Annotated in this window: 21 protein-coding genes; 20 read left to right on the top strand and 1 reads right to left on the bottom strand. The window is 56.2% G+C overall.

Going from position 1 to position 24,675, the window contains the following annotated elements:
• Positions 1-302: 302 nt before the first annotated feature.
• The 19 genes from P4L78_RS06435 (at position 303) to P4L78_RS06345 (ending at position 21,965) form a co-directional block, all read left to right on the top strand.
• Complete coding sequence (locus P4L78_RS06435) at positions 303-1,472, top strand: outer membrane beta-barrel protein (RefSeq protein ID WP_309327332.1); 1,170 nt, start codon at positions 303-305, stop codon at positions 1,470-1,472.
• Between the two features lie 365 nt (positions 1,473-1,837).
• A complete protein-coding gene (locus P4L78_RS06430; RefSeq protein ID WP_309327331.1) occupies positions 1,838-3,364 on the top strand; it encodes an undecaprenyl-phosphate glucose phosphotransferase in 1,527 nt (508 codons plus the stop codon).
• 76 nt (positions 3,365-3,440) lie between these two features.
• Entirely contained in the window at positions 3,441-4,298 is an 858-nt protein-coding gene (locus P4L78_RS06425) for an EpsD family peptidyl-prolyl cis-trans isomerase (protein ID WP_309327330.1), read from the top strand.
• Positions 4,295-5,086, top strand: a complete 792-nt coding sequence (locus P4L78_RS06420; protein ID WP_283150426.1) for a polysaccharide biosynthesis/export family protein — start codon at positions 4,295-4,297, stop codon at positions 5,084-5,086. The genes P4L78_RS06425 and P4L78_RS06420 overlap by 4 nt, the downstream gene beginning before the upstream one ends.
• 23 nt (positions 5,087-5,109) lie before the next feature.
• Positions 5,110-6,498 carry a Wzz/FepE/Etk N-terminal domain-containing protein gene (locus P4L78_RS06415; RefSeq protein ID WP_309327329.1) on the top strand — a complete coding sequence of 463 codons (1,389 nt, stop codon included), beginning with the start codon at positions 5,110-5,112 and terminating at the stop codon, positions 6,496-6,498.
• Entirely contained in the window at positions 6,495-7,355 is an 861-nt protein-coding gene (locus P4L78_RS06410) for a polysaccharide biosynthesis tyrosine autokinase (protein WP_283150424.1), read from the top strand. Before P4L78_RS06415 ends, P4L78_RS06410 begins: the two co-directional genes overlap by 4 nt.
• 12 nt (positions 7,356-7,367) lie before the next feature.
• Positions 7,368-8,252 (top strand): exosortase B, encoded by an 885-nt coding sequence (gene xrtB, locus P4L78_RS06405; RefSeq protein ID WP_283150423.1) that lies wholly within the window; start codon positions 7,368-7,370, stop codon positions 8,250-8,252.
• A complete protein-coding gene (epsI, locus tag P4L78_RS06400) occupies positions 8,249-8,944 on the top strand; it encodes an exosortase-associated protein EpsI, B-type (protein WP_283150422.1) in 696 nt (231 codons plus the stop codon). The genes xrtB and epsI overlap by 4 nt, the downstream gene beginning before the upstream one ends.
• The gene (locus tag P4L78_RS06395) at positions 8,941-10,242 is read left to right on the top strand and encodes an O-antigen ligase family protein (RefSeq protein WP_309327328.1); all 1,302 of its coding nucleotides are present in this window, start codon (positions 8,941-8,943) and stop codon (positions 10,240-10,242) included. Before epsI ends, P4L78_RS06395 begins: the two co-directional genes overlap by 4 nt.
• A 182-nt stretch (positions 10,243-10,424) precedes the next feature.
• Positions 10,425-11,579, top strand: a complete 1,155-nt coding sequence (locus tag P4L78_RS06390) for an acyltransferase (RefSeq protein WP_309327327.1) — start codon at positions 10,425-10,427, stop codon at positions 11,577-11,579.
• Entirely contained in the window at positions 11,576-12,481 is a 906-nt protein-coding gene (locus P4L78_RS06385) for a glycosyltransferase family 2 protein (RefSeq protein ID WP_283150419.1), read from the top strand. The genes P4L78_RS06390 and P4L78_RS06385 overlap by 4 nt, the downstream gene beginning before the upstream one ends.
• Entirely contained in the window at positions 12,478-13,542 is a 1,065-nt protein-coding gene (locus P4L78_RS06380; protein ID WP_283150418.1) for an acyltransferase family protein, read from the top strand. The genes P4L78_RS06385 and P4L78_RS06380 overlap by 4 nt, the downstream gene beginning before the upstream one ends.
• 38 nt (positions 13,543-13,580) lie before the next feature.
• Entirely contained in the window at positions 13,581-13,709 is a 129-nt protein-coding gene (locus P4L78_RS06375; protein WP_283150417.1) for a hypothetical protein, read from the top strand.
• Positions 13,706-15,187 (top strand): lipopolysaccharide biosynthesis protein, encoded by a 1,482-nt coding sequence (locus P4L78_RS06370; RefSeq protein WP_309327326.1) that lies wholly within the window; start codon positions 13,706-13,708, stop codon positions 15,185-15,187. The genes P4L78_RS06375 and P4L78_RS06370 overlap by 4 nt, the downstream gene beginning before the upstream one ends.
• On the top strand, positions 15,180-17,123 hold the full coding sequence (locus P4L78_RS06365; RefSeq protein WP_309327325.1) for a heparinase II/III family protein: 1,944 nt from the start codon (positions 15,180-15,182) through the stop codon (positions 17,121-17,123). The genes P4L78_RS06370 and P4L78_RS06365 overlap by 8 nt, the downstream gene beginning before the upstream one ends.
• A 16-nt stretch (positions 17,124-17,139) precedes the next feature.
• Entirely contained in the window at positions 17,140-18,414 is a 1,275-nt protein-coding gene (locus tag P4L78_RS06360) for a glycosyltransferase family 4 protein (protein WP_309327324.1), read from the top strand.
• A gap of 37 nt (positions 18,415-18,451) precedes the next feature.
• Positions 18,452-19,360, top strand: coding sequence for a glycosyltransferase (locus P4L78_RS06355; RefSeq protein ID WP_309327323.1), 909 nt, complete (start codon positions 18,452-18,454; stop codon positions 19,358-19,360).
• Between the two features lie 48 nt (positions 19,361-19,408).
• The gene (locus tag P4L78_RS06350) at positions 19,409-20,722 is read left to right on the top strand and encodes a nucleotide sugar dehydrogenase (RefSeq protein WP_283150412.1); all 1,314 of its coding nucleotides are present in this window, start codon (positions 19,409-19,411) and stop codon (positions 20,720-20,722) included.
• Positions 20,706-21,965, top strand: coding sequence for a glycosyltransferase family 4 protein (locus P4L78_RS06345; RefSeq protein ID WP_309327322.1), 1,260 nt, complete (start codon positions 20,706-20,708; stop codon positions 21,963-21,965). Before P4L78_RS06350 ends, P4L78_RS06345 begins: the two co-directional genes overlap by 17 nt.
• A gap of 327 nt (positions 21,966-22,292) precedes the next feature.
• Here P4L78_RS06345 and P4L78_RS06340 read toward each other — a convergent pair whose 3' ends face one another.
• Positions 22,293-22,859, bottom strand: coding sequence for an FxDxF family PEP-CTERM protein (locus tag P4L78_RS06340; RefSeq protein ID WP_309327321.1), 567 nt, complete (start codon positions 22,857-22,859; stop codon positions 22,293-22,295).
• Between the two features lie 597 nt (positions 22,860-23,456).
• Here P4L78_RS06340 and earP point away from each other — a divergent pair.
• Positions 23,457-24,578 (top strand): elongation factor P maturation arginine rhamnosyltransferase EarP, encoded by a 1,122-nt coding sequence (earP, locus tag P4L78_RS06335; RefSeq protein ID WP_309327320.1) that lies wholly within the window; start codon positions 23,457-23,459, stop codon positions 24,576-24,578.
• Positions 24,579-24,675: the final 97 nt, after the last annotated feature.

Raw genomic sequence — 24,675 nt, 5'->3', positions numbered from 1 at the left:
ATCCTGTCAGCTGCAATGGCGCTGGTGACTGATGGCGGTTTCCGAATTGTGTATCCATAAGCTGTTGAAAATGAAATATTTTCTTTCATGATATTCGCGTAACGCACCAGTTCTGGCTTGCCTGGGCCAGTTGGTTCTTTTGTAAACGCTGCACTTTCATGAAATAAATAATAGTTATTTGAAAGACTGCGGTAAAAAAGTATAAAGAAAGCTGCACTGTTATCGCCCCTGTTTTATAAGCCGTGTGCAGAGCGATGGGCGACGCGGTAACTCCCGATACCTGCTCCAAGGAGATTAAAAACATGAATAAGTCGAGGCTGCTGCCAGCGGGCACGTTGCTGGTGTCCGCAATGAGTATGGCGGCGTACGATCCCAGCGACTCTGTGACCAGTTACGCTGAGCTGGGCTATGTCTACGATAGCAACGTGTTCCGGCTGAGTGATGACCAGAATACTCAGCAAGCGCTGGGCAAAGACACGCGCAGCGACTCCATTGTGACGCCCAAAGTAGGTGGGCATGTCGATGCCACCGTATCGCGCCAGGTGTTCTCGGCGGATGCGGATGTCTATGCACCCCGTTACATCACCTTCAGCAATCTCAATTACGTAGGTTGGGATGCCAGTCTGGGCTGGACTGGTGATATAGGTCACAGCTGGTTTGGGTCTGCCACGTTGCAAGACCAGAAAGCCCTGTCAGATTTCGGTGACGTGATACTGAACGAGGAAGACTTCACCCGTACTACCACAGCCTCCGGTCAGCTGGGCTATCACATCAACAGCAGCTTTTCGCTGATTGGCAACGCCAGTGACGCAAAGGTTGATCACAGCCGCGAAAACTCGCTGGATTTGCGCAACGAGAATTACGGTTTGAAGGTGCAATACCAGACGGATCTGGGCGGAACGCTGTCACTGGGAGAGCAATATCAGAGGGTTACTTACGACCAGGGCACCTTTAACGGTGTTGTGATCAACAGTGATTACACCCAGCGCATTACCCAGATTTCTGCGTACTACCCGATCGATGCCAAGTTGAGTATCTCTGGGGGATATGGCTTGGTAAAACTGCAGACTGACCAGACCGACGAATCCGACTGGCAGGCCAATGCTGCCGTCAACTGGCGTCCGACCGACAAGACCTCTTTGGCATTGAGCTATCTGCATGCGCTGAACTCCCCGGGCAGTACTTTTGGCCAGTCCATTCGCTCGCACTATCAACTGTATGGCTCGTGGGCCATAACCGAAAAAATCTCCACTAACGCCACCCTGGCCTACGACAAATACGACTATCCAGCTGCGTTGAATGTCGCTGCCTACAACGACAACGTGAAGTTCGCCAAAGTCGGGGCGACCTGGACACCCAAGACTTCCATTCAAACCTCGATCTATGCCTCTTACCAACAGCGCGATTCTACCGTTGAGCTACGTACTTACGACGACTGGCAGCTTGGCGCAACCATAAGGGTACTTTTTTAAATTGCTTAAGTGTCATTTAAGGTTGTAAGAAATAAACTAACTTCCATTGAAAGCAAATCACTTGTCATTTTGTTTTTTTGGATGTAAAAAGCTTTCTGGAACTTTTTTGTTGCGACGCACAAATCGGTGAAGTGAAGCCATGGCGTTGTAAATTGCCGCAAGTTTTCAATCTTTATGCGGCATGCAAGAAGGCTCCCCGCTTGCATGGAGACGGTTTTACTGGCCGTAGCGATGGATGCGCAGGTGATTGGCAGACAACCGCCAATCACAGAAGTATTCAAGGTCTATCAGCATTTGCTGACATTACTTTTTTGTTGAGTAAGTAATGAATGCCGGTTGAAACGTGTTGAGATGGAGGTGCCGCCATGGAAAGACTCATCACTCGCAAGCAAAACACCGAACAGATTGCCTCTGCCAGCCCTGTTGGCGGGACGGTTGTTCACTTGTCCAGTCGCGAGACAGAAGTACCTGCAGTTGGAATGCTGAACGACCGCTTTGACGAATTTTCCAAGGCGGCACCGATCGCCAGCTTGTTCAAGCTGCTGATCGACCCCGTCATGGTGGTCGCAACGTTGCTGGCGCTGGCCCGGGCATTTGATCTGGCACTGGATGGCTACGTTGTGGTGCTGGCGGTCATAGCGTTTTTGCTGTCCGCGTTAATCCTGGAGGGTACTTTCCTGTTTGTGCCAGGTTATACCCGGCCGCTATTGGGGCTGGCGCGCTTCGCTACAGGTTGGGTGCTGATTTGCGCGCTGGTGGTCATGATCGGCTGGGCGACCCATTGGGCGGTGTACTACGACCAGAATTTTGTGCTGGCGTGGATGTTGTTGGCACCGGTGTGCCTGGTGGCTACCCACTGGCTGATCCGGGTGGGTTTCCTGTTTACCGAAGGCCGCGCCAAATCGACTGATGCCCGCCAGGTGGTGGTGATTGGTGCCAACAAAATGGGCCGGGCGCTGGCTCGGCGCATTCAAGCCAGTGCGCTGCAGAACATGAAGTTCCTGGGCTTCTTTGACGATCGCGGGCTGGATCGGCTCGATGGCGTGAAAGAAGAAGAACTGCTGGGCGGGCTGGAGCGCTTGCCCGACTTTGTGCGGGACAACGATGTGCATGAGTTGTACATCTCTTTGCCCATGACCAAGCAACCGCGTGTGATGCAGATGCTTGATGAAATGCACGACAGCACGGTGTCGATCTTTTTTGTGCTGGATTTTTCGGTGTTCGATCTGATTCAGGCGCGCTTTGAACTTGCCGCCGGCATGCCAGTGGTGGCGGTGTGCGAAAGCCCGTTCCTCGGTTTGCGTGGTCTGGTGAAGCGCATTTCTGATGTGGTGCTGGCTATTTTGATTTTGCTGTTGATCTGGCCGGTCATGCTGGCGGTGGCCGTTGCGGTGAAGCTTACCTCGCCTGGTCCGGTGCTGTTTACCCAGCAACGTTATGGCGCAGATGGCGAAAAAATTCAGGTGTACAAGTTCCGCTCGATGAAAGTGCATAACGAAAATGCGGGAGTGATTACTCAAGCTACCCGCAATGATCCACGACTTACTCCTATTGGTTCGTTTTTACGTCGTACCTCGCTGGACGAATTACCGCAATTCATTAATGTGCTTGAAGGAAAAATGAGCATTGTTGGTCCACGTCCACATGCCAATGCGCATAACGAAATGTATCGCAAGCTGATCAAGGGCTACATGATGCGCTACAAGGTCAAACCGGGAATTACCGGTTGGGCGCAAGTGAATGGTTATCGAGGTGAAACAGAAACTCTGGACAAAATGCAGAAACGGATCGAATACGATCTGGATTATCTGCGTAACTGGTCTCTTTGGCTGGATATAAAGATCATCCTGGCTACGGTCTTGATGGTTATCCGCGATAAGAATGCCTATTGAAATGGCATTCAATAGAGGTGAGGGAAAAATGGAGCAGCGAATCGGTGTCAGTATTGCTATGACCATGGCGGCGTTAATGCTTTTGGCTGGATGCAAAAACGAAACCAAGGCAAATGCAACACCAAGCCAGGTATTGGCCAGAGTGAATGGCGATGAAATCACCGTCAATCAGCTTAACTATCTGCTCGCATCGCAAAAAGTGGCAGATGACAAAACCAAGCAGGCCATGCTGGATAACCTGGTGATGCAGGATGTGCTGGTACAAAAAGCCATCGAACTCAAACTCGATCGTGATCCACGCGTGCTCAGCAGTATCGAGTTCTCGCGGCGGCAGATCCTGGCGCAAGCCGTGGTGGCGACCGAGGTGGGCAAGCTGCCAGATATCACGTCAGCCGACGTCCAGAAGTTTTACTCTGAACATCCGAACCTCTTTGAAAAGCACGCCGTATATGGCTTCTCGACTTTCTTGATCCCGGCTGCTGCGCTGAACGATACGCTGAACCAGGCGCTGGACAAGGCGCATAGCGTGCCGGAAGTACGCACAGCGTTGCAAACAGCTGGAGTGACCTTCAAGGAATCAACCCAACGCGCCCCGGCGGAACAGGTGCCTTTGCAATTGCTGGACAAGCTGGCAGCGATTAAGCCCGGTGATACGGCGGCAATGGTGCATGGTGACCAGGCCATGTTGTTGCATGTCGACTCGGTTGACCCTTCGCCAGTTGCCCTGAAAGATGCAACCCCGTCGATTCAGGCTTATATCCAGAAACAACGCTCTGATTCGCTGGCAAAAGACAAAATGGAGTTGTTGAAGAAGACGGCAAAAGTGGAATACGTACAGCAATTTGCTTCAGCGCCTGCTGCTGTGGCAATAGCAGAAAAAGTAGACGCCGCTGAAGGTGACGATCATGTCAAATCTGGAATGAGGCTTAAATGATGAAAATAATCAGACTTTGCGCCGGATTACTGTTTTTTGTAGCGATGTCGGTATTCGCTGCCGACCCTTCTGGGGAATATCGGTTGGGTACAGGCGATATTCTGAAGATTTCGGTATATGACCACCCGGAACTGGAAAAAGAAATTCAGGTGAGCCAGGAAGGCACCATTACATATCCAATGATCGGGATGGTTTCAGTTAAAGGTAAAACATTTTCTGAAGCAGAAGCTGCGATTGCCAAAAAACTGGTTGATGGTGATTTCATCAAAAAACCAAATGTGAATATTCTGGTAACGCAATATCGCAGCCAGATGGTTTCGGTGATCGGTGAAGTCAATCACCCAGGGCGCTTTCCGCTGGATTCAGCAGTAAACGTCATTGATCTGCTGGCACTGGCGGGCGGGGTATCCGCAGCGGGTGGCGACAAAGTGTATCTGGTGCGCGATAACCAGCGCACCGAAATCCTGTTGCCCAAATTGCTGGCCAATGCCGACGCCATGACCCAGCAACAGATTCATATGCGCAATGGCGACGTCGTTTACGTACCGCGCATGGCAATGGTTTATGTCTACGGCGACGTGAATCGGGCGGGTGGATTCCGGCTGGAACAAAACATGTCGGTGATGCAGGCCTTGTCGCTGGCTGGCGGCTATACCTTGCGCGCCTCGCATTCCAGCTTGGTGGTGACCCGCACCAAAGCGGACGGAACTGTAACCAAAATCGATGCCAAGCCTGGCGATGTCTTGCAGGAAAACGATGTTGTTTTCGTGCCTGAAAGCATCTTCTGATTGCCTGTATCAAGGAGCCTACGATGACCACCGGTCAACTTTTCCAGATACTTAAAGCCAGAAAACGGCTTGTGCTCGCGGTGACTACGGTCATGGTGCTGCTCATGGTGGCGGTAGTCATGTTCTATCCGCCACGCTATGCGGCCGAGGCCATCCTTACCATTGACGTGGGCTCGGTTGACCCGATCAGCGGCTTGCCTGACGCCTCCACCAACGTGCCGGGCTACTTGTCCACACAGGCCAAAATCATTGAAAGCCATAACACGGCGATCAAGGTCATCCATGCACTCAAGCTGAACGAGAACAAGGATGTGCAAGATGCCTTCGTGGCCGCCACGCAAGGTCGTGGGGCGCTGGACGACTGGCTGGCCGACAAGTTGTTGCAGGATATCGACGCCAAAGTGGCGCGTGACAGCAACATCATCACCATCAAATACACCTCGGGTGATCCGAAGTTCTCGTCGACACTGGCCAATGCCTTTGCCAGTGCCTACGTCAGCATGGTGACGGATATCCGCTCAACCGGGCAGCAACAGAACAATGCGTTCTTTCAGACGCAGTTGAAATCCTTGCAGGCCAACCTGGCTGCTGCCCAGCAAAAACTGGCGGATTTCCAGCAAAAGAACGGGATCATCGCGACTGACGAGCGCCTGGATGTGGAAACGCTGCGCTTGAATGACCTGTCTACCCAGATGGTGGTGGCGCAGGCGCAATCGATGGAAGCACACTCCCGTGCTCGTGGCGGTGCCAATCAGCCGGATGTACTGAATAACCCGCTGGTCCAGAACCTCAAAGCGCAAGTGGCCCAACTGGAGTCCAAGTTCAAGGAACTGGCCGCCAAAGAGGGCAGCAACAACCCGGCCTACCAACAGGCCCAAGCCGAATTGCAGGAAGCTCGCTCGCAACTGAATCAGGCTATGGCGACCTACAGCTCCGGTTTGTCCAGTACCGCCAGCAATGCCGGTTCACGTTTTGCCGATCAGAAACACGAACTGGAAATGCAGCGGGACAAGGTCTTGCAACTTAAGACGCTGCGCGCCCAGTCGCAGATTCTGGAACAGGAAGTGCTAAGCGATCAGAACGCCTTTGACGCTGCGTTGCGCCGGCAAACTGAAACCTCCATGGAATCTCGCGTAACGCGTGGCAATCCTGGCGTGCTGAAGTCAGCACCTGAGCCGCTCGGCCAATCGTTCCCGAAAGCACACGTATTGATTCCATTGGGTCTCATCCTGGGCTTGCTGTTCGGAACCGTGATTGCCGTGCTGGTTGAACTGTCTAACCGCCGCCTGCGTTCTGTGATCGATGTTGAACTGCTACTGAATCTGCCGGTGCTGGCCACGATCAGTCCCAAACACGGGAAGATGGCCTTGCTGCAATCGAAGTTGACGCTCAATTCGGGAGCCGGATCATGAAAAACGAAATCGTCATTGCCGAGTCCGCCGATCAATCCGCGCGTATTGGTCAGATATTGTTGAGCGATGGCAAGATCAGCCAGGCTCAGATTGACCAGATCAGCGAAGTGCAGCAGGAAACCGGCATGCGCTTCGGTGAGGCTGCCATCAAACTCGGGCACGTGACGGATGAAGATATCCGCCGCGCCGTGGCCCGCCAGTTTGACTACTCGTGGCTGGATGCTCGTGACGGTGCCTACGACACCTCATTGGTGGCGGCGTACAAACCGTTCTCCAAAGAGGTCGAGCAGTTGCGCAACCTGCGCAGTCAGCTGGTGCTGCGGGAAGACGCCGTGGCAGAGCGCTGCTTTGTGGTTGCCAGCGTGGATGACGATTCGGCCTCCAGCTGGGTGGCTGCCAATCTGGCCGTGGTGTTTGCCCAGTTGGGCGAACGCACATTGCTGATTGACGCCAACTTGCGTACCCCGCACTTGCAAAAGTTGTTCCGGCTGGGCACCGGTCATGGTCTGGCCGACATTCTGGCCGGACGTTCCGGCCCGGAATGTGTGCAGAGTCTGGGGCAACTGGGCGATCTGTCGGTGCTGACGGCTGGCACCGTACCGCCTAATCCGCAAGAGTTGCTCTGCCGTCAGTCATTTCGCAGCTTGTTGCTCGAAGCCCGTCCGCGCAACGACGTGATCATTATCGATAGCCCGCCATTACGCGAAGGCGCTGACGTGCAGTTGCTGGCAGCGCGGGCCGGCGCGGCTGTGCTGGTGGCGCGGCGGCATAAATCGTCGGTCAAGGCGATGTTGCAGTTGCGTGATGAACTGCTGGTGACCGGGGCAACCGTGCTCGGTGTGGTGATGCTCAACTAAGGCCACCCACATATGGATCGCATCCCGGTTACTCCTCAGATTGTTTTGCCTGGTTTTCTGGCTGGTCGTCGTTTGATCGCGCTGGCGGCGCTGGCGGCCATGATTCCCACGTTGTACACATTGGCGACAGTGCTCTGGGTCAATCCGGACCAGGAGCATGGCCCGATCATTTTGATGCTGCTGGTGTGGTTGTTCTGGCGCAAACGTGGCGAGCTGGCCGCGCTGCCAGCGCAAGCCAATCGCGCGGGCTGGGCGTGCCTGGCCGTGTTCGTCTTTGCCTATGCCTTGGGGCGCTCGCAAGGGATCTATTTTCTGGAAGTCGGCGCGTTTGTCCCGCTAATTGCCGGTTATCTGCTGCTGGAAAAAGGCTGGCCTGGCGTCAAGATCATGGCGTTCCCGCTGTTCTTCATGGTTTATCTCATGCCGCTGCCGAGTCCGCTGGTTGATGCCATTACCAGTGGTCTGAAAGAGTCGGTCTCGCACGTCGCGGAATCCTTGCTGTATTCGATGAACTACCCGATCGCCCGCAATGGCGTGATTCTGAATATCGGTCAGTACCAGTTGATGGTGGCGGATGCGTGTTCCGGTCTCAATTCCATGTTCAGCCTGTCGGCGCTGGGTTTTCTGTTTGTGTATCTGACGCAGCCAGCGCACTGGTGGCAACGCGCCATTATTGTGTTGTCGCTGCTGCCCATTGCCTTTGTTGCGAACGTGGTGCGGGTGATGGCGCTGGTGCTGCTGACCTATTACTGGGGCGATGCGGCCGGACAGGGTTTCATGCATACCGCAGCCGGTTTGTCGGTGTTTGTGGTGGCGCTGGTGCTGGTGGGTGGGCTGGGCGAATTGCTTAATCGCCTGGGTGGACGTTTGCAACATCCCCGGAGCGTCGCACGATGATTCGTCCTTTGACTCTACCGCACTGGCGGCCCTTGTTGATTGCCGCGCTGATCGTCAGCGGGCCGGTGCTGGCGTGGACACTCACGCCACGCCACCTGATGGCCGACAGTCGCCAGAACGTGAACCTGGAAACCATGTTTCCGGCCCGGATCGGTGAGTGGCAAATGGTCAAGGACGACAAAGCCACGGTGATTTCGCCGGATGTCCAGGCCGCGCTGGAACGTTTTTACTCACAAACGCTGACCCGCATTTATGTGAATCCGCAGGGTTACATGCTGATGCTGTCGATTGCCTACGGGCGTCAGCAAACCGACTCGCTGCGCGTGCATAACCCGGAAATCTGCTACGCCGCGCAGGGGTTTGCATTGTCTGGGCGCAGCAATGCCACCGTGCTGGAATCGCGTGGTGAGTTGCCGATCAAGCGGGTCTTTGCCCAGGCCGGGCAACGTAACGAGCCAATCAGCTACTGGATCACGGTGGGTGATCGCGTCGCCAACGAAACCCCGATGCGCAAGTGGCTGCAGATCAAATACGGTCTGGGGGGGCAAGTGCCCGATGGCGCGCTGGTGCGCGTCTCCAGTATCGACCCCGATGTAGACCGGGCCTATGCCATGCAGGACTCGTTTATCGGCAAGCTGGATCAGTCTCTGACCGCAGATGGCGTACGCATGCTGCTGGGGCAGGCATCATGACCGTCAGCAAGCTGACCCGGCCCCAGCCGTCGCTGGCATTTCGCGAGGAACAGGCGCGCCCCAAGTCCGAGCGGGACTGGAAACGCTTTCGCAATTTGTGGCTGCTGGCCAACGGGTTCATGACCGTCAATGTCGGTGTGCTGTTCCAGCTCGGTAACCTGAACTCGCTGGAAAAAGCTTTGTTTTTGCTGACTTCGCTGGCTTATTTGCGAAGCAAGCCGGTGGATGGGCGCAATCTGGCCCTGGTCGGTGGCATGTTTGCCGTGGCTTGGGTTTTTGGGGTGATTACTCCGTTCCCCGACTTCGGCTGGTTTCGGTTTATATCGGCGGCAATCTCGCTGTTCGCAGTGCTGGCGTTCTTTTGCGCATGGCCTACACCACGTGAGCGCCTGTTGATTTTACATACGCTGGCGCTGGTACCGGTGGGCATGGTGGTGCTGGGCGGGCTTTACGATCTGGGCGGTATCTCGCGCGTGCTTACGCACGATTACGTCGGGGTAACGCGGCTGCAGGGCAACACGATTCCGGCCTTCCTGGCGGCTGCGGCCTTTGCCGGAAGCGTTGCTTCGGCCTTTTTGACCACGACGGTGGATCGCCGGTTTATTTTGCTGACCGCCGCGGATCTGGCCATCACTTTTCTGACCGCCACGCGTATGCCCTCGGTGGCGGCGCTGGTGGCGGTTTCGGCCATTCTGTTTACCGGACTGCGTTCCGGCGTGTGGCGTGTGGCGATTCTGGTTTACGGGGCTTCGCTGCTGGCTGGTTTTGTGGCGTTGTTTGGCCAGCAACTTGTGACACGCATGGAAGACGGCGGCACCAGCGGACGTGAACTGATCTGGAACTCGCTGCAAGCCTCGCTGGAAAGATATCCGTGGACCGGCGTCGGTTTTGGTCACCACGGTTTGCTGATTCCCGAAAATGTCTCGCGCTTTACCGGCACTGTCGCGGCCCACAACGAATTCCTGCGTTTCGCCGTTGAACTCGGCTATATCGGCGCCTCGCTGTTCCTGCTGGTGTTCCTCGGCTTGATCGCCCGCATGGCATTTGACGCCCGTAATGGCAACCGCCTGGCGTTTGTCGTTTCGGTGGGCATGTTCTTTCTGGACTCTTATTCCGACAACACCTTCACGGCAACGAGCTGCTTCATGGTTGTGCTCGCTGCATTCAGTGGCGCGGCTCTGGCCGAGCCCGCTCAAAAATTACCTAAAGTCATGCCTCGTGCCATGCGGGGTGGCGCAGGCCCGCGGGCTTTAAGTGGGACAAGAGACGTTCGCGCTGCTCAGCGCTTGCAAGGTTGAGTAGCTAATAAAAACAGCTGTGTCATGACCCCAAAGCCTGCCCGTAGAGCGAAAACGCCACGGCTGGCGCGGTAAATGGGGCATCCAGATTTGAGTGCCAATGTCGGGAGATGCTTGAACATGCAAGCACTAAATAAACCGTGCCAGGTTTCGTTTGTGCAGACAGTGCTGAAGAGGTGCCTATGAGTGCTTCTGATAGCCAGGTGATGGGGGCGGCCGCGCGCGCCGCCGCCAATCTACGGTCCGGCCATGATCTGGCGATGCCAGCCGCAATCTCGCAGCGCTTTGCCTTGCTGCGGTTTCCACTGATCGTCGCCGTGGTGTACATCCACAGCTTCGTCACGACGGTGGGGATGTCTTCGTTCCGCATCGGCAATATGTATTCCTCGCCCGAGTCATGGATGGTGCGCGAGTTCTTTTCGCAAGAGCTGTGCCGCGTGGCGGTGCCGGGGTTTTTCCTGATCTCGGGCTATCTGTTTTTCTGGAACTTCCACGGCACGCTGGCTGAGTATGGCTCGCGGCTGAAAAAACGCGTGCCCACGCTGCTTATTCCCTATCTGCTGTGGAACCTGCTGGTGATCGGGCTCTATGCCGCATTGCAAAGCCTGCCCGCCGCCAGTTCATTTGTTTCGGGCCAGAACGTGCCGGTGTCCCAGTTTGGTGCACTGGACTGGCTTGATCAATTTGTTGGCTGGCGCCGTTATCCCGCCGCCTATCAGTTCTGGTTTATCCGTGACTTGATGGCGCTGGTGCTGCTGGCCTTGCCCGCCTACTGGTTGCTGCGTGCAGCTAGTCATGTGGTGATGGTTTTGATGCTGGCGGCATGGTTTTTGCAGGTGTTACCTGGTATTCCGCCATTTGATGAGCCGCCCCTGTTTTTCATGGCGGGCGCCTATATCGCGTTTCATCGTCTGGACTTGAGCGCACTAGATCGAGTAGGCCCATGGGCCGCCGTCTTGACGCTATTGCTGGCCGCGCTGTCGACCTTGAATGCCGTCTACGAATGGGGATTTGGCGCTGCGCCGCACCAGATCATGATCTTGAGCGGCTTGATCTCAGTGTACTGGCTGGCGGGCATGGTGCCATCGCGCCCTACGTTGCATCGCGGGTTGTTATGGGCCGCTTCCGCCAGCTTCTTTGTGTTTGCCGCGCATGAACCGCTGATGATGGGCATGCGCAAACTGATTTACTACGTGGTCCGGCCCGACGCGACCGGCGCTCTGGTTTTGTATTTTGTAATCCCGTTGCTGGTCATTGGCGTGTGCCTGCTGGTCTGGAGCGCCTTACGCATTGTGCTACCGCGCACGCTGGCGGTGTTGACTGGAGGTCGGCTATGAAACCGTTATCCGTTCCCGTAGCTACCCGGTCTTTTGCCGACATCATTTTGTTAACCACTTGCGATTACCAGGGTGGGCGCAAGGATGAACTTGAGCGTCTGCTGGCCAGCATTCAACAGAGCGTGAGCGACTACGGCCTGAGCGTGCGCCACTACCTGTTGCTGCAGCGCTGCCAGCCCGATCAGGCCGACCCGGTGGTGCCGGACTACACGGTTGTCATGCGGCTGGATCATCAAGTGTCTTTGTCGGCTGCCCGCAACCTCATGCTGCATCAGGTGCACCGCGACGGTGTGCTGGAACAGGCCAGCATCGTATGTTTTCCCGACGACGATGCGTGGTATCCAGCGGGCACCTTGCAGGCCATTTCGACCTTGTTTGCGCAACAGGCGCAACTCGGTGTGGTGATTTGCCGCTACGCCTCCAGCCCGGTCACCATTGCGCAATGCGCAGGTGGTCTGGCGTTGGCGCGGCGGCCAGGCGCACGCGAGTTTGTGGTCAACGCTTCATCCAACACCTTGTTTGTGCGGGCGGCGGTGGTGCAACAAGTGCGCTACTTCGACGAGCGGCTTGGCGTGGGCGCTCGCCTCAATGGCGGAGAGGATCTGGATTTTGCATTGCGGGCACGCGCTTTGTCTCGCGGCCAGGTGCTGTGGCTGGATGCCCCATTGGTTGGCCATCGCGACAAAAACCGCACCCTGCGCGCACGTTATTTTGCGGGCAGTTTGTATGCCATTGCGCGCTCCTCGGGCGACCCGGCGGTGGCGTTGCAGGCATTCCGCAAATTGCTGGTGGGCTTGTACATGGTGCTGGCGGGCGATTTCGCGCCGCGAGATCTCGCTCGTTCCATGCGTATTGGCATGCAGGCACTATCCGAGCGAGAACCTGAGGTGAGCAGCCAATGACCCAGGATTCTTCTGCCTCGGCCATCTTTGCCAACACCGGTGCTGCAGCAGCGGCGGCAGAACCGCGCCAGGTTGCCAGTACCCGTTGGCCTGATATCGAACGCGGTAAAGGTCTGGCGATTGCGCTGGTGGTCTTTGGCCATCTGCTCAAATACGACACGCTGTCTGAACCCGCCTGGTACGAATGGCTGAAACACACCATCTATTACTTTCACATGCCGTTTTTCATGTATCTGAGCGGCTTTGTGTTTTTCCTGGTGGGCTCCCAGCAAACGTGGGGCAGCAACTTGCTGCAATACGCGAGCAAACGTGCCACCCGCTTGTTGCTGCCATTTGTGGTGTTTGCGGTGCTGATCATCAGCGGCAAATATCTGGCCGGGTTCTACCTCTACGTGCAGGACCGGCCTGACGGCTATTGGGCCGGGTATTACCACTTGTTCTTTGAAACCGAGCAAAGCCCGGCCTTGTCGGTCTGGTATGTGCTGGTGCTGTTTGTGTATTCCATGCTGACGCCTCTGCTGTGGCGCATGGCTGGCGGACGCATTCTGTTGCTGCTGGCGCTGGCCGTGTTGCTGCATTTTTTACCGGTAACAGACGATTTTTATCTGGATCGTGTCGCCCGGTTCTTTGTGTTCTTCCTCGCTGGTGGCGCCATGGCGATCCATCGCGAGCGCTGGCTGCCGTGGCTGGATCGTCTGGCCTGGCCTGCACTGGCATTGTTTCTGGTGTGCGCGGCCACCTTCAATGACGGCCCCGCGACGATGTTCATTGTGGGTGGTTTGTCGCTGTTTGCCTTGCACGCGTTGGTGCGCCAGCCGCTGTTTGCCAACGACCAATTGCTGTACTTCCTCGGCCGCAATTCAATGGTGATCTATTTGTTCAACACCATTTTTATTGGCCTGGCCAAAGGCATCTACCTCAAAGCCCTGCCTTATACCGGCAACTGGGTATTTCTATTACTGCTCGTGACCTTCGTCGCGGGTTTGTTCCTGCCGATTTTGCTTAAACAGGTCATTGGCCGTTTTGCTGTGCTCAATCCGCTCTCTCGCATCATTGCCTGAGCCGCGACTTGCGCCCACTCATTACCGGAAAATCGAACATGACACTCATACAGCCACTTGTTGATGCCACTTTGTTTTACTGCCAGGTGAAGTCACGCGCACCGTTACTGGTGCTGGCTCGCATTGCCGTGTCCGCTGATGGCGACGTGCCAGGTCGGTTCCGATGAATATCCGGGTCGATGATGGCGCGATCCTGGCCGACGATAACGTTGCCAGCAAAGTGCGCTCCAGCCTGATCTGGTCGGCGGTGCGCAACTGGGGTGGCCGCCTGGTCGGGTTTGTTATTTATTTTCAGCTGGTGCGCTTGCTCGATCCGGCATCGATTGGCGCCTTTGCCGCTGCTTTCGCCGTGTTCGCCTTTCTCGAACTCTTTGTAGATCAGGGCTTGGGCGATGCCATCTTGCAGCGCCCCACGGTATCGCAAGGCCAGCTCAATACGGTTTTCCTGCTTAATTTTCTGGTGTCGCTGCTGGTTGTCGGCGGCATCTGGCTGTGCGCGCCGCTGGTCGAGCAGGGCATGAAGATTCATGGGCTCTCCAATATCTTGCGCATTGGCAGTTTGTCTTTGTTGATCAACGCCTTGGGGTTTTGCCAACTGGCGCTGTTCCGGCGCGAATTTCAGTTCAAGCGCCTGGCCATGCGCGGGCTGGTGTCCACGCTGGCGGGCGGGGTGGCTGGCGTAGCACTGGCCTGGCTGGGTTTTGGCGTGTGGGCATTGGTTGCGCAATTGCTGGTCGCAGCGGTGGTTAATCTGGCCATGCTGTGGTGGCGTTCGCGCTGGTACCCAAGCCGGGAACTCGATTTTTCCGGACTGGGCCAGATGAGTCGCTTCGGCATCAATATTCTGGGCGTGCGCGTCATCGAGTTCAGCAACTATCGGCTGATCGACCTGGCCGTTGGATTCTGGCTCGGCGTGGTCAGTCTGGGGATGTATTCGGTTGGCTCCAAACTGTATTACATCTTTGCCCAGCTGCTCGGTTCGGTTTTGCTGGATGTAGCCATGCCGGCTTTCTCGCGCATGGCCGGAGATCGTGTTCGCATGCGCGAGGTGTACTACCAGGCGGTGACCATGACGGTGTTTGTCGCCGTGCCGGTGTGGATATTGGTTGCCGCGCTGGCACCAGAGCTATGCCACGTGGCATTCGGCGCGCGTTGGGCGGGCAGCGAACACATTCTGGTGCCGCTGGCCTTTTTGGGCGCGGCTCAGGCGGTGCAGTACTACGACAGCACCATTCTGAATGCCTGCGGCAAACCGTCGCACTCCTTGTTGCTGTCCTCACTCAAAGCCGTGGCCACCCTGATCAGCATCTGGATTGCGCACAGCTATTCCTTGCTGGCCATCGTCATTGGTTGTGCCCTGGCCCAGGTCGCGCTGATGCCGCTGAGTTACTGGCTGGTGCGGCAAGCGTTGGCGATTTCGCTGCGCGAATGGCTGGGCCGGATACTGCCTTTCCTCGCTGCAGTGGTGGTGTTGTGGGGCGGCATTTATCTGCTGGCTGAGCCTTGCGCGAGCTGGCCACCGTTACTCGCACTGGTGTTCAAGGGCGGCGTCGGTGCTGTGTTGTATCTGGGAACGCTGGGTTTGTTTGCCCGTCAGCGCTTGATGGGTTTACTGGTCGCAATCAGGAGTCTGAAACATGGCTAAGCATTTGCGACTGGGCATGATAGCCAGTGGATGCGTTTTGCTGGCGCTGCTTGAGGCAGGCATTGTCCATGCCGCGGACGCAGACAAAGACGTGCGCGAACGCATGGGTGACGTCAAGGCGGGCACCGGGACTTATGCTCCGGCCAGGCAGGCCACCGACGATTGGGACCGCGCGCGTAATCTGGCCAAAAATGATCCGGCCTGGCGCGACTGGGTTACCCAGCGGCGCTATGGTCTTAATGCCTGGATGAAGCTGTCGCATGACAACGCAGATCTGCCCGTGGGCTGGGTGCACGACTATGTCGATCCATCCACCGGCGCCTGGCTGACCTGGACGCCATCCACGCCCATGCCGGCAGCCACCGGCAGCAATCAAAAACAGATCGCCGCCTGGGTGGCGCTGGAGCGCTTGTACAACCAGGGACAGATGCTGGAGGCCGCGCGGCAATTCAAACTGCAGGGCGACGTGCGCTATCGCGACTGGGTTGTCGCGCAAATGGATTTCTACGCCCGCAATTACATGAAGTTTCCGCTGCAAACCTGGAACGGTCAGTCGCGCATGTTTTCTCAGGCGCTGGACGAATCCAACCAGATGTTCCTGCTGGTGGAGGTGATCCGCTTGTTGCGCGGCAGTGTGGATAACGCGCGCATTGCCGACTGGCAAACCAATCTGATTGCGCCGATGGTCGCCAATCAGATGCAGTCGCGGCGCAAAGTACACAATATCTCGGTGTGGGAGGCGGGCGCGATTACCGCCGCTGGCTTGGAGTTCAACAATCAGGAATGGATCAGCAGCGGTCGTGATGGCCCACTGGGTTTGCGCGGCCTGCTCGATGGCGGCATGTCCAGCGACGATTTCTGGTTCGAGGGCTCGTTGTCGTATCAGGAATACGTGGTGCAGGCGCTGGTTTCCGTGTTGACGGCCGCGTCGGTACGCAACCAGCTCGATAGCCTGAAAGACGTGTTATGGCGGGCGCAAAACCTGATGATTGCGCCGGCGCAGCTGACCTTCCAGCCGGGTGTTTCGCCAGCAATTAACGATACGCCGCCAAACCGGCCATCACCCAACCGTCCGTTGTGGGCACAGTCGTATCGTGTGTTGCCCACCTGGGTGGCGCTGAGCGACGTTGCCACCGCCCGCAGTTGGGACACATTGCTTGATCCGCCCGCCGCCTCGACCAAGCCCCAGGCTGTGCCTGCGGTGGTGTCTCGCCATTTCCCCGGACTGGATGCGGTGCAAGTGGTTAATCGCGACTGGCACGCCTTGATGGTTTACGGCCAGAAGGCGCCATCGCATGCTCACCAGGAAGCGCTGAATCTGCAACTGCAGCATGGCGATACCTGGATTCTGCAGTCACCTGGCACCGTGGGTTACGGCTCGCCATTGCATGCCCGCTATTTCCGGCTGGCCCCGGCGCATAACGTGCCGTTGATTGATGGTGACGGGCAAATGCCGTATCCGTCAGAAGGGCGTTTCATTGCGTTGTCTGCAGACGGCAATACCGCTACGGCCGCGCATCCGACCTATCGCAAAGATGCCGCCGTGCAACGGCAAATGGCCGTCAGCGGAAATGACTTTGTCGATACCGTTGATATCACCCGGTCATCATCAGCACCGGCCCGGCTAGGGCTGATCTACAACACCCTGTGCCAGGTGACGCCAGATGGCGCCAAGGCTGGGTCGGGCGACTTACCCGAGGGCAGCGCCTTCAGCTACTGGAAGAACACCACCGTTTACGCCGCGCCTGCCAGCTGGTCGGCCACTTTGGTTTGCGGCAATAAAAGCTTTCGTTTCAGCGTGTCTGGCCCCGCATTGCAACGGGTATTTGTCGGCTCGGTGCCAAGTTCAGTCAAGCCGTATTTCCGCCAGGGCATTTACCTGGAAGGGAATGCCGCCGGGGCTCACTTTGTCACGCGCTTTACTCCTTTGAATTAGGCCAGGACTACCGACAATGCGACTGACCTTCATTTGCGCCCAATTGCCTTATCCACCCAACCACGGCGGTACCGTGGATATGTGGCGGCGGGTGTGCGCCTTGCATGATGCAGGCGTCAAACTGCGCATCGTCTGCTGGCATCAAGCTGAAGCTGGTGACCCGGAGTTAGCAGAAAACCTAGCCCGGATTCGCGAGAAGGCAGAATCCGTGGTGGTCTTCCCATTCCAGACAGGCCTTGCCTCAAAACTGCCCCGCCTGGCCCGGCTGCTGACGCTACCTTGGGCCGCAAGTGCGCGCTCGCTGTCAGAGCAGGCCTATGCCGCAGTGCTCGGTAGCGAACGCGCTGCCGCTGTGGATGCAGTGTGGCTGGATGGTCTGTATGGCGGTGATTTGGCGCTCAAACTGGCCCACGCATTGCAACGCCCGCTGTTTTATCGCTCGCACAATATCGAGCACCGCTATACCCGTTACCAACTCAATTCCGCCCACGGTATGCGCGAGCAAGCGCACTGGCTGCTGCGCAATTGCAATGTCGAACATTTCGAGCGCCGGGTGCTGCGCGAGGCCGAGGCATTTTTTGATATCTCGGTGGACGACCTCGCCTACTGGCGGGCCTGCGGATTTACCCACGGGCATTGGCTGCCAACGCTGGTTGATCAGGAAATGGCCGCCAGGTTGAGCGCACCAGTTAGCCGCGCGCCCGAGTTTGATGTGGGTTACCTGGGCAATTTGTTCATGCCCAACAACGTGTTTGGCATCAGCTGGTTTATCGAACAAGTGGTGCCTACGCTGCTGCAACGTAACCCGGCACTGCGCATTTTTATCGCCGGTAGCCGCCCCAATGAACGCATTCGCGCGCTGTTGACCGCGGTGCCTCAGATCACCCTGATCGAAAGCCCGCCAGATGCCGCAATGGTCTTGCGCAACGCCAAGGTGCTGATCAACCCGGTGTTTGCGGGCAGCGGGGTTAATGTCAAATCGGTGGAAATGCTGTTTACGCCCGCTGCGCTGGTGAGCACGCCACAAGGTTTGGCGGGCTTGCCCGAAAACGTTGCGGCTTGCTTTCAGGTGGCGACCGAGGCCGACGCCTTTGCCCAGGCTATCCAGAATGCCTTGCAAGCAGATCTGCATACCCCGGCTTACGCGTTGCAACGGCAGCGCGCCCGCCAATGCTTTCAGTCCAGCCGTATTGCCGAGATTCTGCCGGTTTTGCAAAACAGCCGAGCCCATGAGATTGCTGCTCCAACCCGGACTGTTGCCGTTCGCGGCATTGACCAGAAGGTGGGTTGAGATGCCACGTTTTTTTATTGTTAGAGAGAGCTGAACGATGACAGCCCATGACGCCACCGTGAGCGTAATCGTGCCGACTTACAAGCGCGCTCACCTGATCGAAGAGACGTTGCTGACGTATCTGCAGGAAAACGTGATCGAATTGATCGTGATTGATGATTGCTCGCCCGACGATACCGCAGCAGTGGTGCGTCGCCTGATCACGCGGGACAGCCGCATCCGTTATTTTCGGCAGGCAGAAAACCTGAGCCAGACCGCCGCCAAAAACCGGGGCAAGGCACTGGCTCGTGGGCAGTACATCTATTTTGGCGACGATGACTCGGTGCTGTTGCCAGGCTCCATCCGTAGTTTGCTGGAGACCGCAAGCCAGCATCCGGGAAGCATTATCGGCGCGTCAGCAGTGTATATGAATCACGATGAAACCTCGGCCACGCTGGCGGCGGCCCGGCGTACCCGCGTGCAAACCGCCGAGCAGGTGGCAGACCTCAAACGCCTGCGTTTCGAGTTCGATTGCGTTGCGGACAAAGTGCTGGAAGTGCCGGTTTGCCATGCCAGTTTTTTGATCGAGACGCGCCAGGCGGCACGGCTTGATTTTGACCGGGTGTATCGCGGTAACGCCTATCGCGAGGAAACCGATTTCCTGCTGCGCAGCCGGGCATTGGGGCAGCAGATATTCCTCGACACGCGTGCGGTGCAGGTCAATTTGCCGGCGGCCCAAGCCACCGGTGGCGCCAGAAAACGTTTCTGGCGGACTGAGTATTTCATCATGGCCAACACTTGGCTGCTCATTAAGCGTAACCAATTGATTATTCGTCAATTGTCTCCTGATTTCTCGGCGCCAGCGGCAATGCTGGCGCTGCTTGGACAACGCATTGGCGGGGTTATCCGGCGTAACCGGGCCCGCGGCAGAAAACTTTGGAAAATGCTCAGTGCGGCAACTGCCTGAGTGTTTTGAATCGGTATCCGGTTTTGTTATCACATGGGGTAAAGCAAAATGAAAATCAGCATATTCGGGTTGGGATACGTGGGTGTCGTCGCCGCCGGTTGTCTGGCCGGTGAAGGGCATACTGTCATTGGGGTTGAGCCTAACGCCAGCAAAGTAGACCTGATCAACCGGGGCATTCCCCCGATTGTGGAAAAAGACATCGCCGAACTGGTTTCGGAGGCGGTTTCTGCCGGTCGTTTGCGCGGGACCACGGATGTGCATGCCGCCGTGCTGGCGACCGAGATGTCGTTCATTTGCGTGGGCACGCCCAGCCAGCTGAACGGCGCGCTGGATTTGCGTTACGTACGCCGGGTTTGCGAAGAGATCGGCGCGGCGCTTAAAGAAAAGAGTGATTTTCATATCGTGGTGGCCCGCAGCACCATGCTGCCCGGCACCATGAAAGACGTGGTGATTCCTACGCTGGAACAGCATTCCGGCAAGAAAGCCGGGGTGGATTTTGGCGTGTGCAATAACCCGGAATTCCTGCGTGAAGGCACTGCGGTATGGGACTACCGGAATCCTCCTAAAACAGTGCTCGGCCAGACGGACGTGCATAGTGGCGATGTGCTGGCGGGTTTATACAGCGAGCTCAAGGCGCCACTGATCCGTACCGATATCGAAACTGCCGAAATGGTGAAGTACGTCGATAACGTCTGGCATGCGCTGAAAGTGTCATTTGCCAACGAAATCGGCAATATCTGCAAAGGTCTGGAAATCGATAGCCATCAAGTGATGGATATCTTTTGCAAAGACACCAAGCTCAATCTGTCACCGTATTACCTCAAGCCAGGCTTCGCCTTTGGCGGTTCTTGCCTGCCCAAAGACGTGCGCGCGCTGAACTACAAAGCGCGCAGTCTTGATCTGGAATTGCCGATTCTGAGCGCCATTTTGCCCAGCAATGACCGCCAGGTGGAACGCGGCTATTCCATGATCACCGCCAAGGGCAAACGCAAGATCGGCGTACTGGGTTTCAGCTTCAAAGCGGGCACCGATGACCTGCGCGAAAGCCCGATTGTGGAGGTGATCGAGCGCCTGATCGGCAAGGGCTACGATCTGAAACTGTACGATCGCAACGTGAACCTGGCCGCGCTGACCGGCGCCAACAAGGATTACATCTTCAATATGATTCCGCATATTTCGCGCATCATGGAGCAATCGCTGGATGCGGTGCTCGATCACGCCGAAGTGCTGGTCATCGGTAACAATGCCCCCGAGTTCAAAGACGCCTTTACCCGTCTGCGGCCGAATCAGGAAATCATCGACTTTGTGCGTGTAGTCGATCACAAGAGCGAGGAGGGAAAATACGATGGCATCTGCTGGTAAACCCCGCAAAGTACTGATTATCGTGGAAAACCTGCCCTCGCCATTTGACCGGCGCGTGTGGCAGGAGGCCACCACCTTGCGCGACGCCGGTTACGTAGTGTCGATCATTTGCCCTACCGGCAAAGGCTATGAGTCGCACTTTGAAGTGGTCGACGATATCCACATTTATCGCCACGAGTTGCCACTGGAGGCGGAAGGCGCCAAAGGCTATTTGCTGGAGTATTCGGCGGCGTTGTTCCATGAGTTCCGCCTGGCGTTCAAGGTCATGTTCGGGCGCGGTTTTGATGCCATTCATGCATGCAATCCGCCCGATCTGATTTTTCTGGTCGGTGGCTTCTTCAAACTGTTTTTTGGCAAAAAATTCCTGTTTGATCATCACGATATCAACCCGGAATTGTATGAAGCCAAATTCGGGCGGCGGGATTTTTTCTACAAGCTGATGGTGCTGTTTGAGCGCTGGACCTTCAACACCGCCAGCGTATCCATCGCCACCAATGAGTCGTACAAGCGCATCGCCATCGAGCGCGGCGGCATGAAGCCGGAAAACGTCTACGTGGTGCGCAGTGGCCCCAAGCTGGATCGGCTATGCCAGGTGCCGGCGGTACCCGAACTGAAAAAGGGACGGGAATTCCTGGTGGGCTACGTGGGCGTGATGGGCAAGCAGGAAGGCATTGATTACTTGTTGCGCGCCATGGCGCATATCGTGCATGAACGCAAACGTACTGATGTGCAACTGGGTCTGGTGGGCGGCGGCACGTCGCTGGCGCAGATGCAGGCCTATGCCAAAGAGTTGGGCATTGCCGAGTATGTGACCTTCACCGGTCGCGTGCCGGACCAGCAATTGCTGGAAATGCTCAATACGGCGGACGTATGCGTTAATCCGGACGTGGCCAATGAAATGAACGACAAGTCCACCATGAACAAGATCATGGAATACATGGCGCTGGCCAAGCCCATCGTTCAGTTTGATCTCACCGAAGGTCGCTTCTCGGCGCAAGAGGCTTCGCTCTACGCCAAACGCAATGATGAAGTCGACATGGGCGAGAAAATTCTCGAACTGCTAGCCGACCCGGCTCGCCGCAAGACCATGGGCGAGTACGGTCAACGACGCGTGATGAACGAACTGGAATGGAAGTACGAAGTACCCAAGTTGCTGGCGGCGTATGAGGCGCTGTTTGCGCCGGCTACAGCCAAAGCAGGCATCCCGCAGACGGCCAAGGAAACCTCAGCCCGTTCGGAATGAGGAGCTGCCATCTCTGCGCGAATGTGCTCTTGCGGTGGTGTGATAAGTAAGAAGTAAGAGGATATTTGCGGGTGTCTACCAAGCGGGCCTGGTTTCATTACCAGGCCCGCTTTATTCTGTGCAGCTGCGGGAAGGCTGGCAGATCAGCCCAACCATAAGCGGGTGACAATGCACGTTGATCCTCGGCCTGCCGACCCGAGGCGATGCATTTTCAATGGATGCAGAAAAGCCCACGACCGAAGTCGTGAGCCGTTCTGTTCTTGCGTGATACTTTACTGCCCGGGTGTGTCGCCCCGTGAGGCGAAACGTAGCCGGTCCGGCAAACCCTTAGGCCGCAGTTGCGGACACCGAGTTAAAGCTGGTGTCACCCAGTTTGCGGCGACGAGCACGTGCTGCAACCAGAGCGACCACACCCAGACCCATCAGGGCATAGGTTTCTGGTTCTGGTACCGGGCTCAATGTACCCAAAATGCCATAGATACCTTGCACCGCGCCTGGTACCAGAGTGCCGGTTACTTCCAGCGCATAGGTATGGCCAGAGAAGAACGTAGCGGTTGAAGTGAAAGGAGGCTCATCCAGTGGCACACTACCCAGGAAAACATTGGGGCCTGAAGTCACATCCCACAAAGACAAAGTTGCAGCTGCGATATTTTGCAGGTTGCCCAAAGTCAATTGACTGAAGAAGACGTTGGAAGCGTACGAGGTTGGGTCAACACCAAATGTGATGTAGTCATCAAATGATGAGGTCGTGACGGTATTGTCAATGATGAAATTCCGGGGAGAACTGACCACCCCGATATCATGATTGTCTGTATAGGTGGAGGTCGGGATGGCAAAAGCCCCCGCAGACGCACCAATGAAAGCCAAGCCAGCAACCAGATTACGTAGTTTCATGACTTACTTCTCCTGATTTATTTCGGACTTGATGAAACCTGCGGCAGAACAGGTCTCGCTTTTTGCCCATCAGAATTTAAAAACCATCCTCACTTTTGGGCTCAGAGTGAAGATAAAAACCTCGGGACCACTTTTCCCCCCGCGGCGGTAGTTCGGCGATATTTTGAGAAGGGTCGTCGCCCCATGAACGCCTTGCGATGTGCTATCAGATACTCCTGACTACACATTTCAATGACCAATTTTATCAAGTAAGCAATTTGCTTTCAAATACTATTTATTAAATTTAACTTAAAGAAAATATAAGTGTAAGCAAACGAAGGCTGGAACGGTTTTTGCTGCGTTGCAATATCATATTTAGTTGCTCTTGAAAGGGCTTTTTTTTGAAAAAAACCTTTTTAAAATAAAGGGTTTGAAACTGATAGATAAAGTTAAGTATTATTATGGTGCGTAAGATTTGTCGGAAAATAGATCAAATTCTTACCATTAATTGTAAGAAATATGCTTTCTACAGTTTTACCTTTTGTCGGGTTTTGCTGCAAAGAAGTGTGTTCTTTTCGCAAAAAAATGTTTCGTGTAAGTCTTTTGTGAGGTTGGGCGATGAGGTGGAGCTTGTTTTGTCGTGTGGTAGACAACTTTGGCGACATTGGGGTGTGCTGGCGGCTGGCCCGGCAATTGCAGCAGGAATACGGACAAAACGTCACTTTGTGGGTAGACGACCTGGCCGCGCTGGCACGCATTGCGCCCACCGCCGCGCCGCTGGAAGCAAACCAGACTCTGGACGGCGTGCAGGTCCGGCACTGGTCGGTAAATGCCCATCCCGCCGACGACGCTGATGTGGTGATCGAAGCGTTCGCTTGTGAAATCCCGGCCAGCATGCTGGCAGCAATGCGGACTCGAGCCACCGCTCCGCTATGGCTGAATCTGGAATATCTCTCAGCTGAAGACTGGGTGACAGGATGTCACGCGCTGGCGTCGCCGCAAGGCGGTGGCCTGAATAAATACTTTTTCTTTCCTGGCTTTGTCGCGGGCACTGGCGGCGTTATTGGTGAAGAGCAGGCACGCCAGGCGCGGGCGCGGTGGTCGGTTCAGGAGCGCGAGGCATTGCTCACGGCGCTTGGCGTGGCGAACCCGACCGCGCTGACATTAAGCCTGTTTGCATATGAGAATCCGGCTTTAGCCGCGCTGATACAGCAAATCGCGGCTACGCAAGAGCCGGTTAATCTGCTGGTGCCGGAGGGCAGGGTGCTTCCAGAGCTGGCCAAGACTCTCGACTTGCCGGCATTGCAGGCTGGTCAGCAGCATCAGCTCGGCGCGTTGAATATTCACATTCTCCCCATGGTCGCGCAGGCCGATTACGATCGTTTGCTGTGGAGTTGCGATCTCAACTTTGTGCGCGGGGAAGACAGCTTTGTGCGAGCGCAATGGGCGGCAAGACCGCTGGTGTGGCATATCTATCCACAAGACGATGCGGCGCACGAAGCCAAGCTGGCCGCCTTTCTCAAGCTGTATACCGCTGGCTGGGATGAATACCGCGCAAGTCGTTTGGCGGCGTTCTGGTTCGGCTGGAATCGCGGCGAACTGGCCGCTGGAGCGTGGGCGGATTTGCGTGAAATGCTGCCGCAAGCGCAGCAATATGCTGCAGCTTGGGCCACCCATCTGGAAAGTCTCGGTAATCTGGCAGCAAATCTGGTCAGCTTTGCCAAAGATAAGTTAAAATAGCGGGTTACCAGTTTCCGTTTTGTAAACTGCCGCCCGACAGTGATTGCTGGAAGATTGTTCGGGGCAGCCTGCAAACACCCCTATCCCAGTTCAAGCA

Origin of the sequence: Silvimonas sp. (assembly GCF_031291215.1) — a bacterium.
GTDB lineage: Bacteria > Pseudomonadota > Gammaproteobacteria > Burkholderiales > Chitinibacteraceae > Silvimonas > Silvimonas soli.
The sequence above is the reverse complement of the archived record's forward strand: the minus strand, read 5'-3'. Positions and strand labels throughout refer to the sequence as shown.

What these genes read in the sequence shown, in the direction of transcription:
- P4L78_RS06435 (WP_309327332.1), top strand. Translation starts at nt 303, where the DNA reads ATGAATAAGTCGAGGCTGCTGCCAGCGGGCACGTTGCTGGTGTCCGCA.
- P4L78_RS06430 (WP_309327331.1), top strand. Translation starts at nt 1,838, where the DNA reads ATGGAAAGACTCATCACTCGCAAGCAAAACACCGAACAGATTGCCTCT.
- P4L78_RS06425 (WP_309327330.1), top strand. Translation starts at nt 3,441, where the DNA reads ATGCTTTTGGCTGGATGCAAAAACGAAACCAAGGCAAATGCAACACCA.
- P4L78_RS06420 (WP_283150426.1), top strand. Translation starts at nt 4,295, where the DNA reads ATGATGAAAATAATCAGACTTTGCGCCGGATTACTGTTTTTTGTAGCG.
- P4L78_RS06415 (WP_309327329.1), top strand. Translation starts at nt 5,110, where the DNA reads ATGACCACCGGTCAACTTTTCCAGATACTTAAAGCCAGAAAACGGCTT.
- P4L78_RS06410 (WP_283150424.1), top strand. Translation starts at nt 6,495, where the DNA reads ATGAAAAACGAAATCGTCATTGCCGAGTCCGCCGATCAATCCGCGCGT.
- xrtB (WP_283150423.1), top strand. Translation starts at nt 7,368, where the DNA reads ATGGATCGCATCCCGGTTACTCCTCAGATTGTTTTGCCTGGTTTTCTG.
- epsI (WP_283150422.1), top strand. Translation starts at nt 8,249, where the DNA reads ATGATTCGTCCTTTGACTCTACCGCACTGGCGGCCCTTGTTGATTGCC.
- P4L78_RS06395 (WP_309327328.1), top strand. Translation starts at nt 8,941, where the DNA reads ATGACCGTCAGCAAGCTGACCCGGCCCCAGCCGTCGCTGGCATTTCGC.
- P4L78_RS06390 (WP_309327327.1), top strand. Translation starts at nt 10,425, where the DNA reads ATGAGTGCTTCTGATAGCCAGGTGATGGGGGCGGCCGCGCGCGCCGCC.
- P4L78_RS06385 (WP_283150419.1), top strand. Translation starts at nt 11,576, where the DNA reads ATGAAACCGTTATCCGTTCCCGTAGCTACCCGGTCTTTTGCCGACATC.
- P4L78_RS06380 (WP_283150418.1), top strand. Translation starts at nt 12,478, where the DNA reads ATGACCCAGGATTCTTCTGCCTCGGCCATCTTTGCCAACACCGGTGCT.
- P4L78_RS06375 (WP_283150417.1), top strand. Translation starts at nt 13,581, where the DNA reads ATGACACTCATACAGCCACTTGTTGATGCCACTTTGTTTTACTGCCAG.
- P4L78_RS06370 (WP_309327326.1), top strand. Translation starts at nt 13,706, where the DNA reads ATGAATATCCGGGTCGATGATGGCGCGATCCTGGCCGACGATAACGTT.
- P4L78_RS06365 (WP_309327325.1), top strand. Translation starts at nt 15,180, where the DNA reads ATGGCTAAGCATTTGCGACTGGGCATGATAGCCAGTGGATGCGTTTTG.
- P4L78_RS06360 (WP_309327324.1), top strand. Translation starts at nt 17,140, where the DNA reads ATGCGACTGACCTTCATTTGCGCCCAATTGCCTTATCCACCCAACCAC.
- P4L78_RS06355 (WP_309327323.1), top strand. Translation starts at nt 18,452, where the DNA reads ATGACAGCCCATGACGCCACCGTGAGCGTAATCGTGCCGACTTACAAG.
- P4L78_RS06350 (WP_283150412.1), top strand. Translation starts at nt 19,409, where the DNA reads ATGAAAATCAGCATATTCGGGTTGGGATACGTGGGTGTCGTCGCCGCC.
- P4L78_RS06345 (WP_309327322.1), top strand. Translation starts at nt 20,706, where the DNA reads ATGGCATCTGCTGGTAAACCCCGCAAAGTACTGATTATCGTGGAAAAC.
- P4L78_RS06340 (WP_309327321.1), bottom strand. Translation starts at nt 22,859, where the DNA reads ATGAAACTACGTAATCTGGTTGCTGGCTTGGCTTTCATTGGTGCGTCT.
- earP (WP_309327320.1), top strand. Translation starts at nt 23,457, where the DNA reads ATGAGGTGGAGCTTGTTTTGTCGTGTGGTAGACAACTTTGGCGACATT.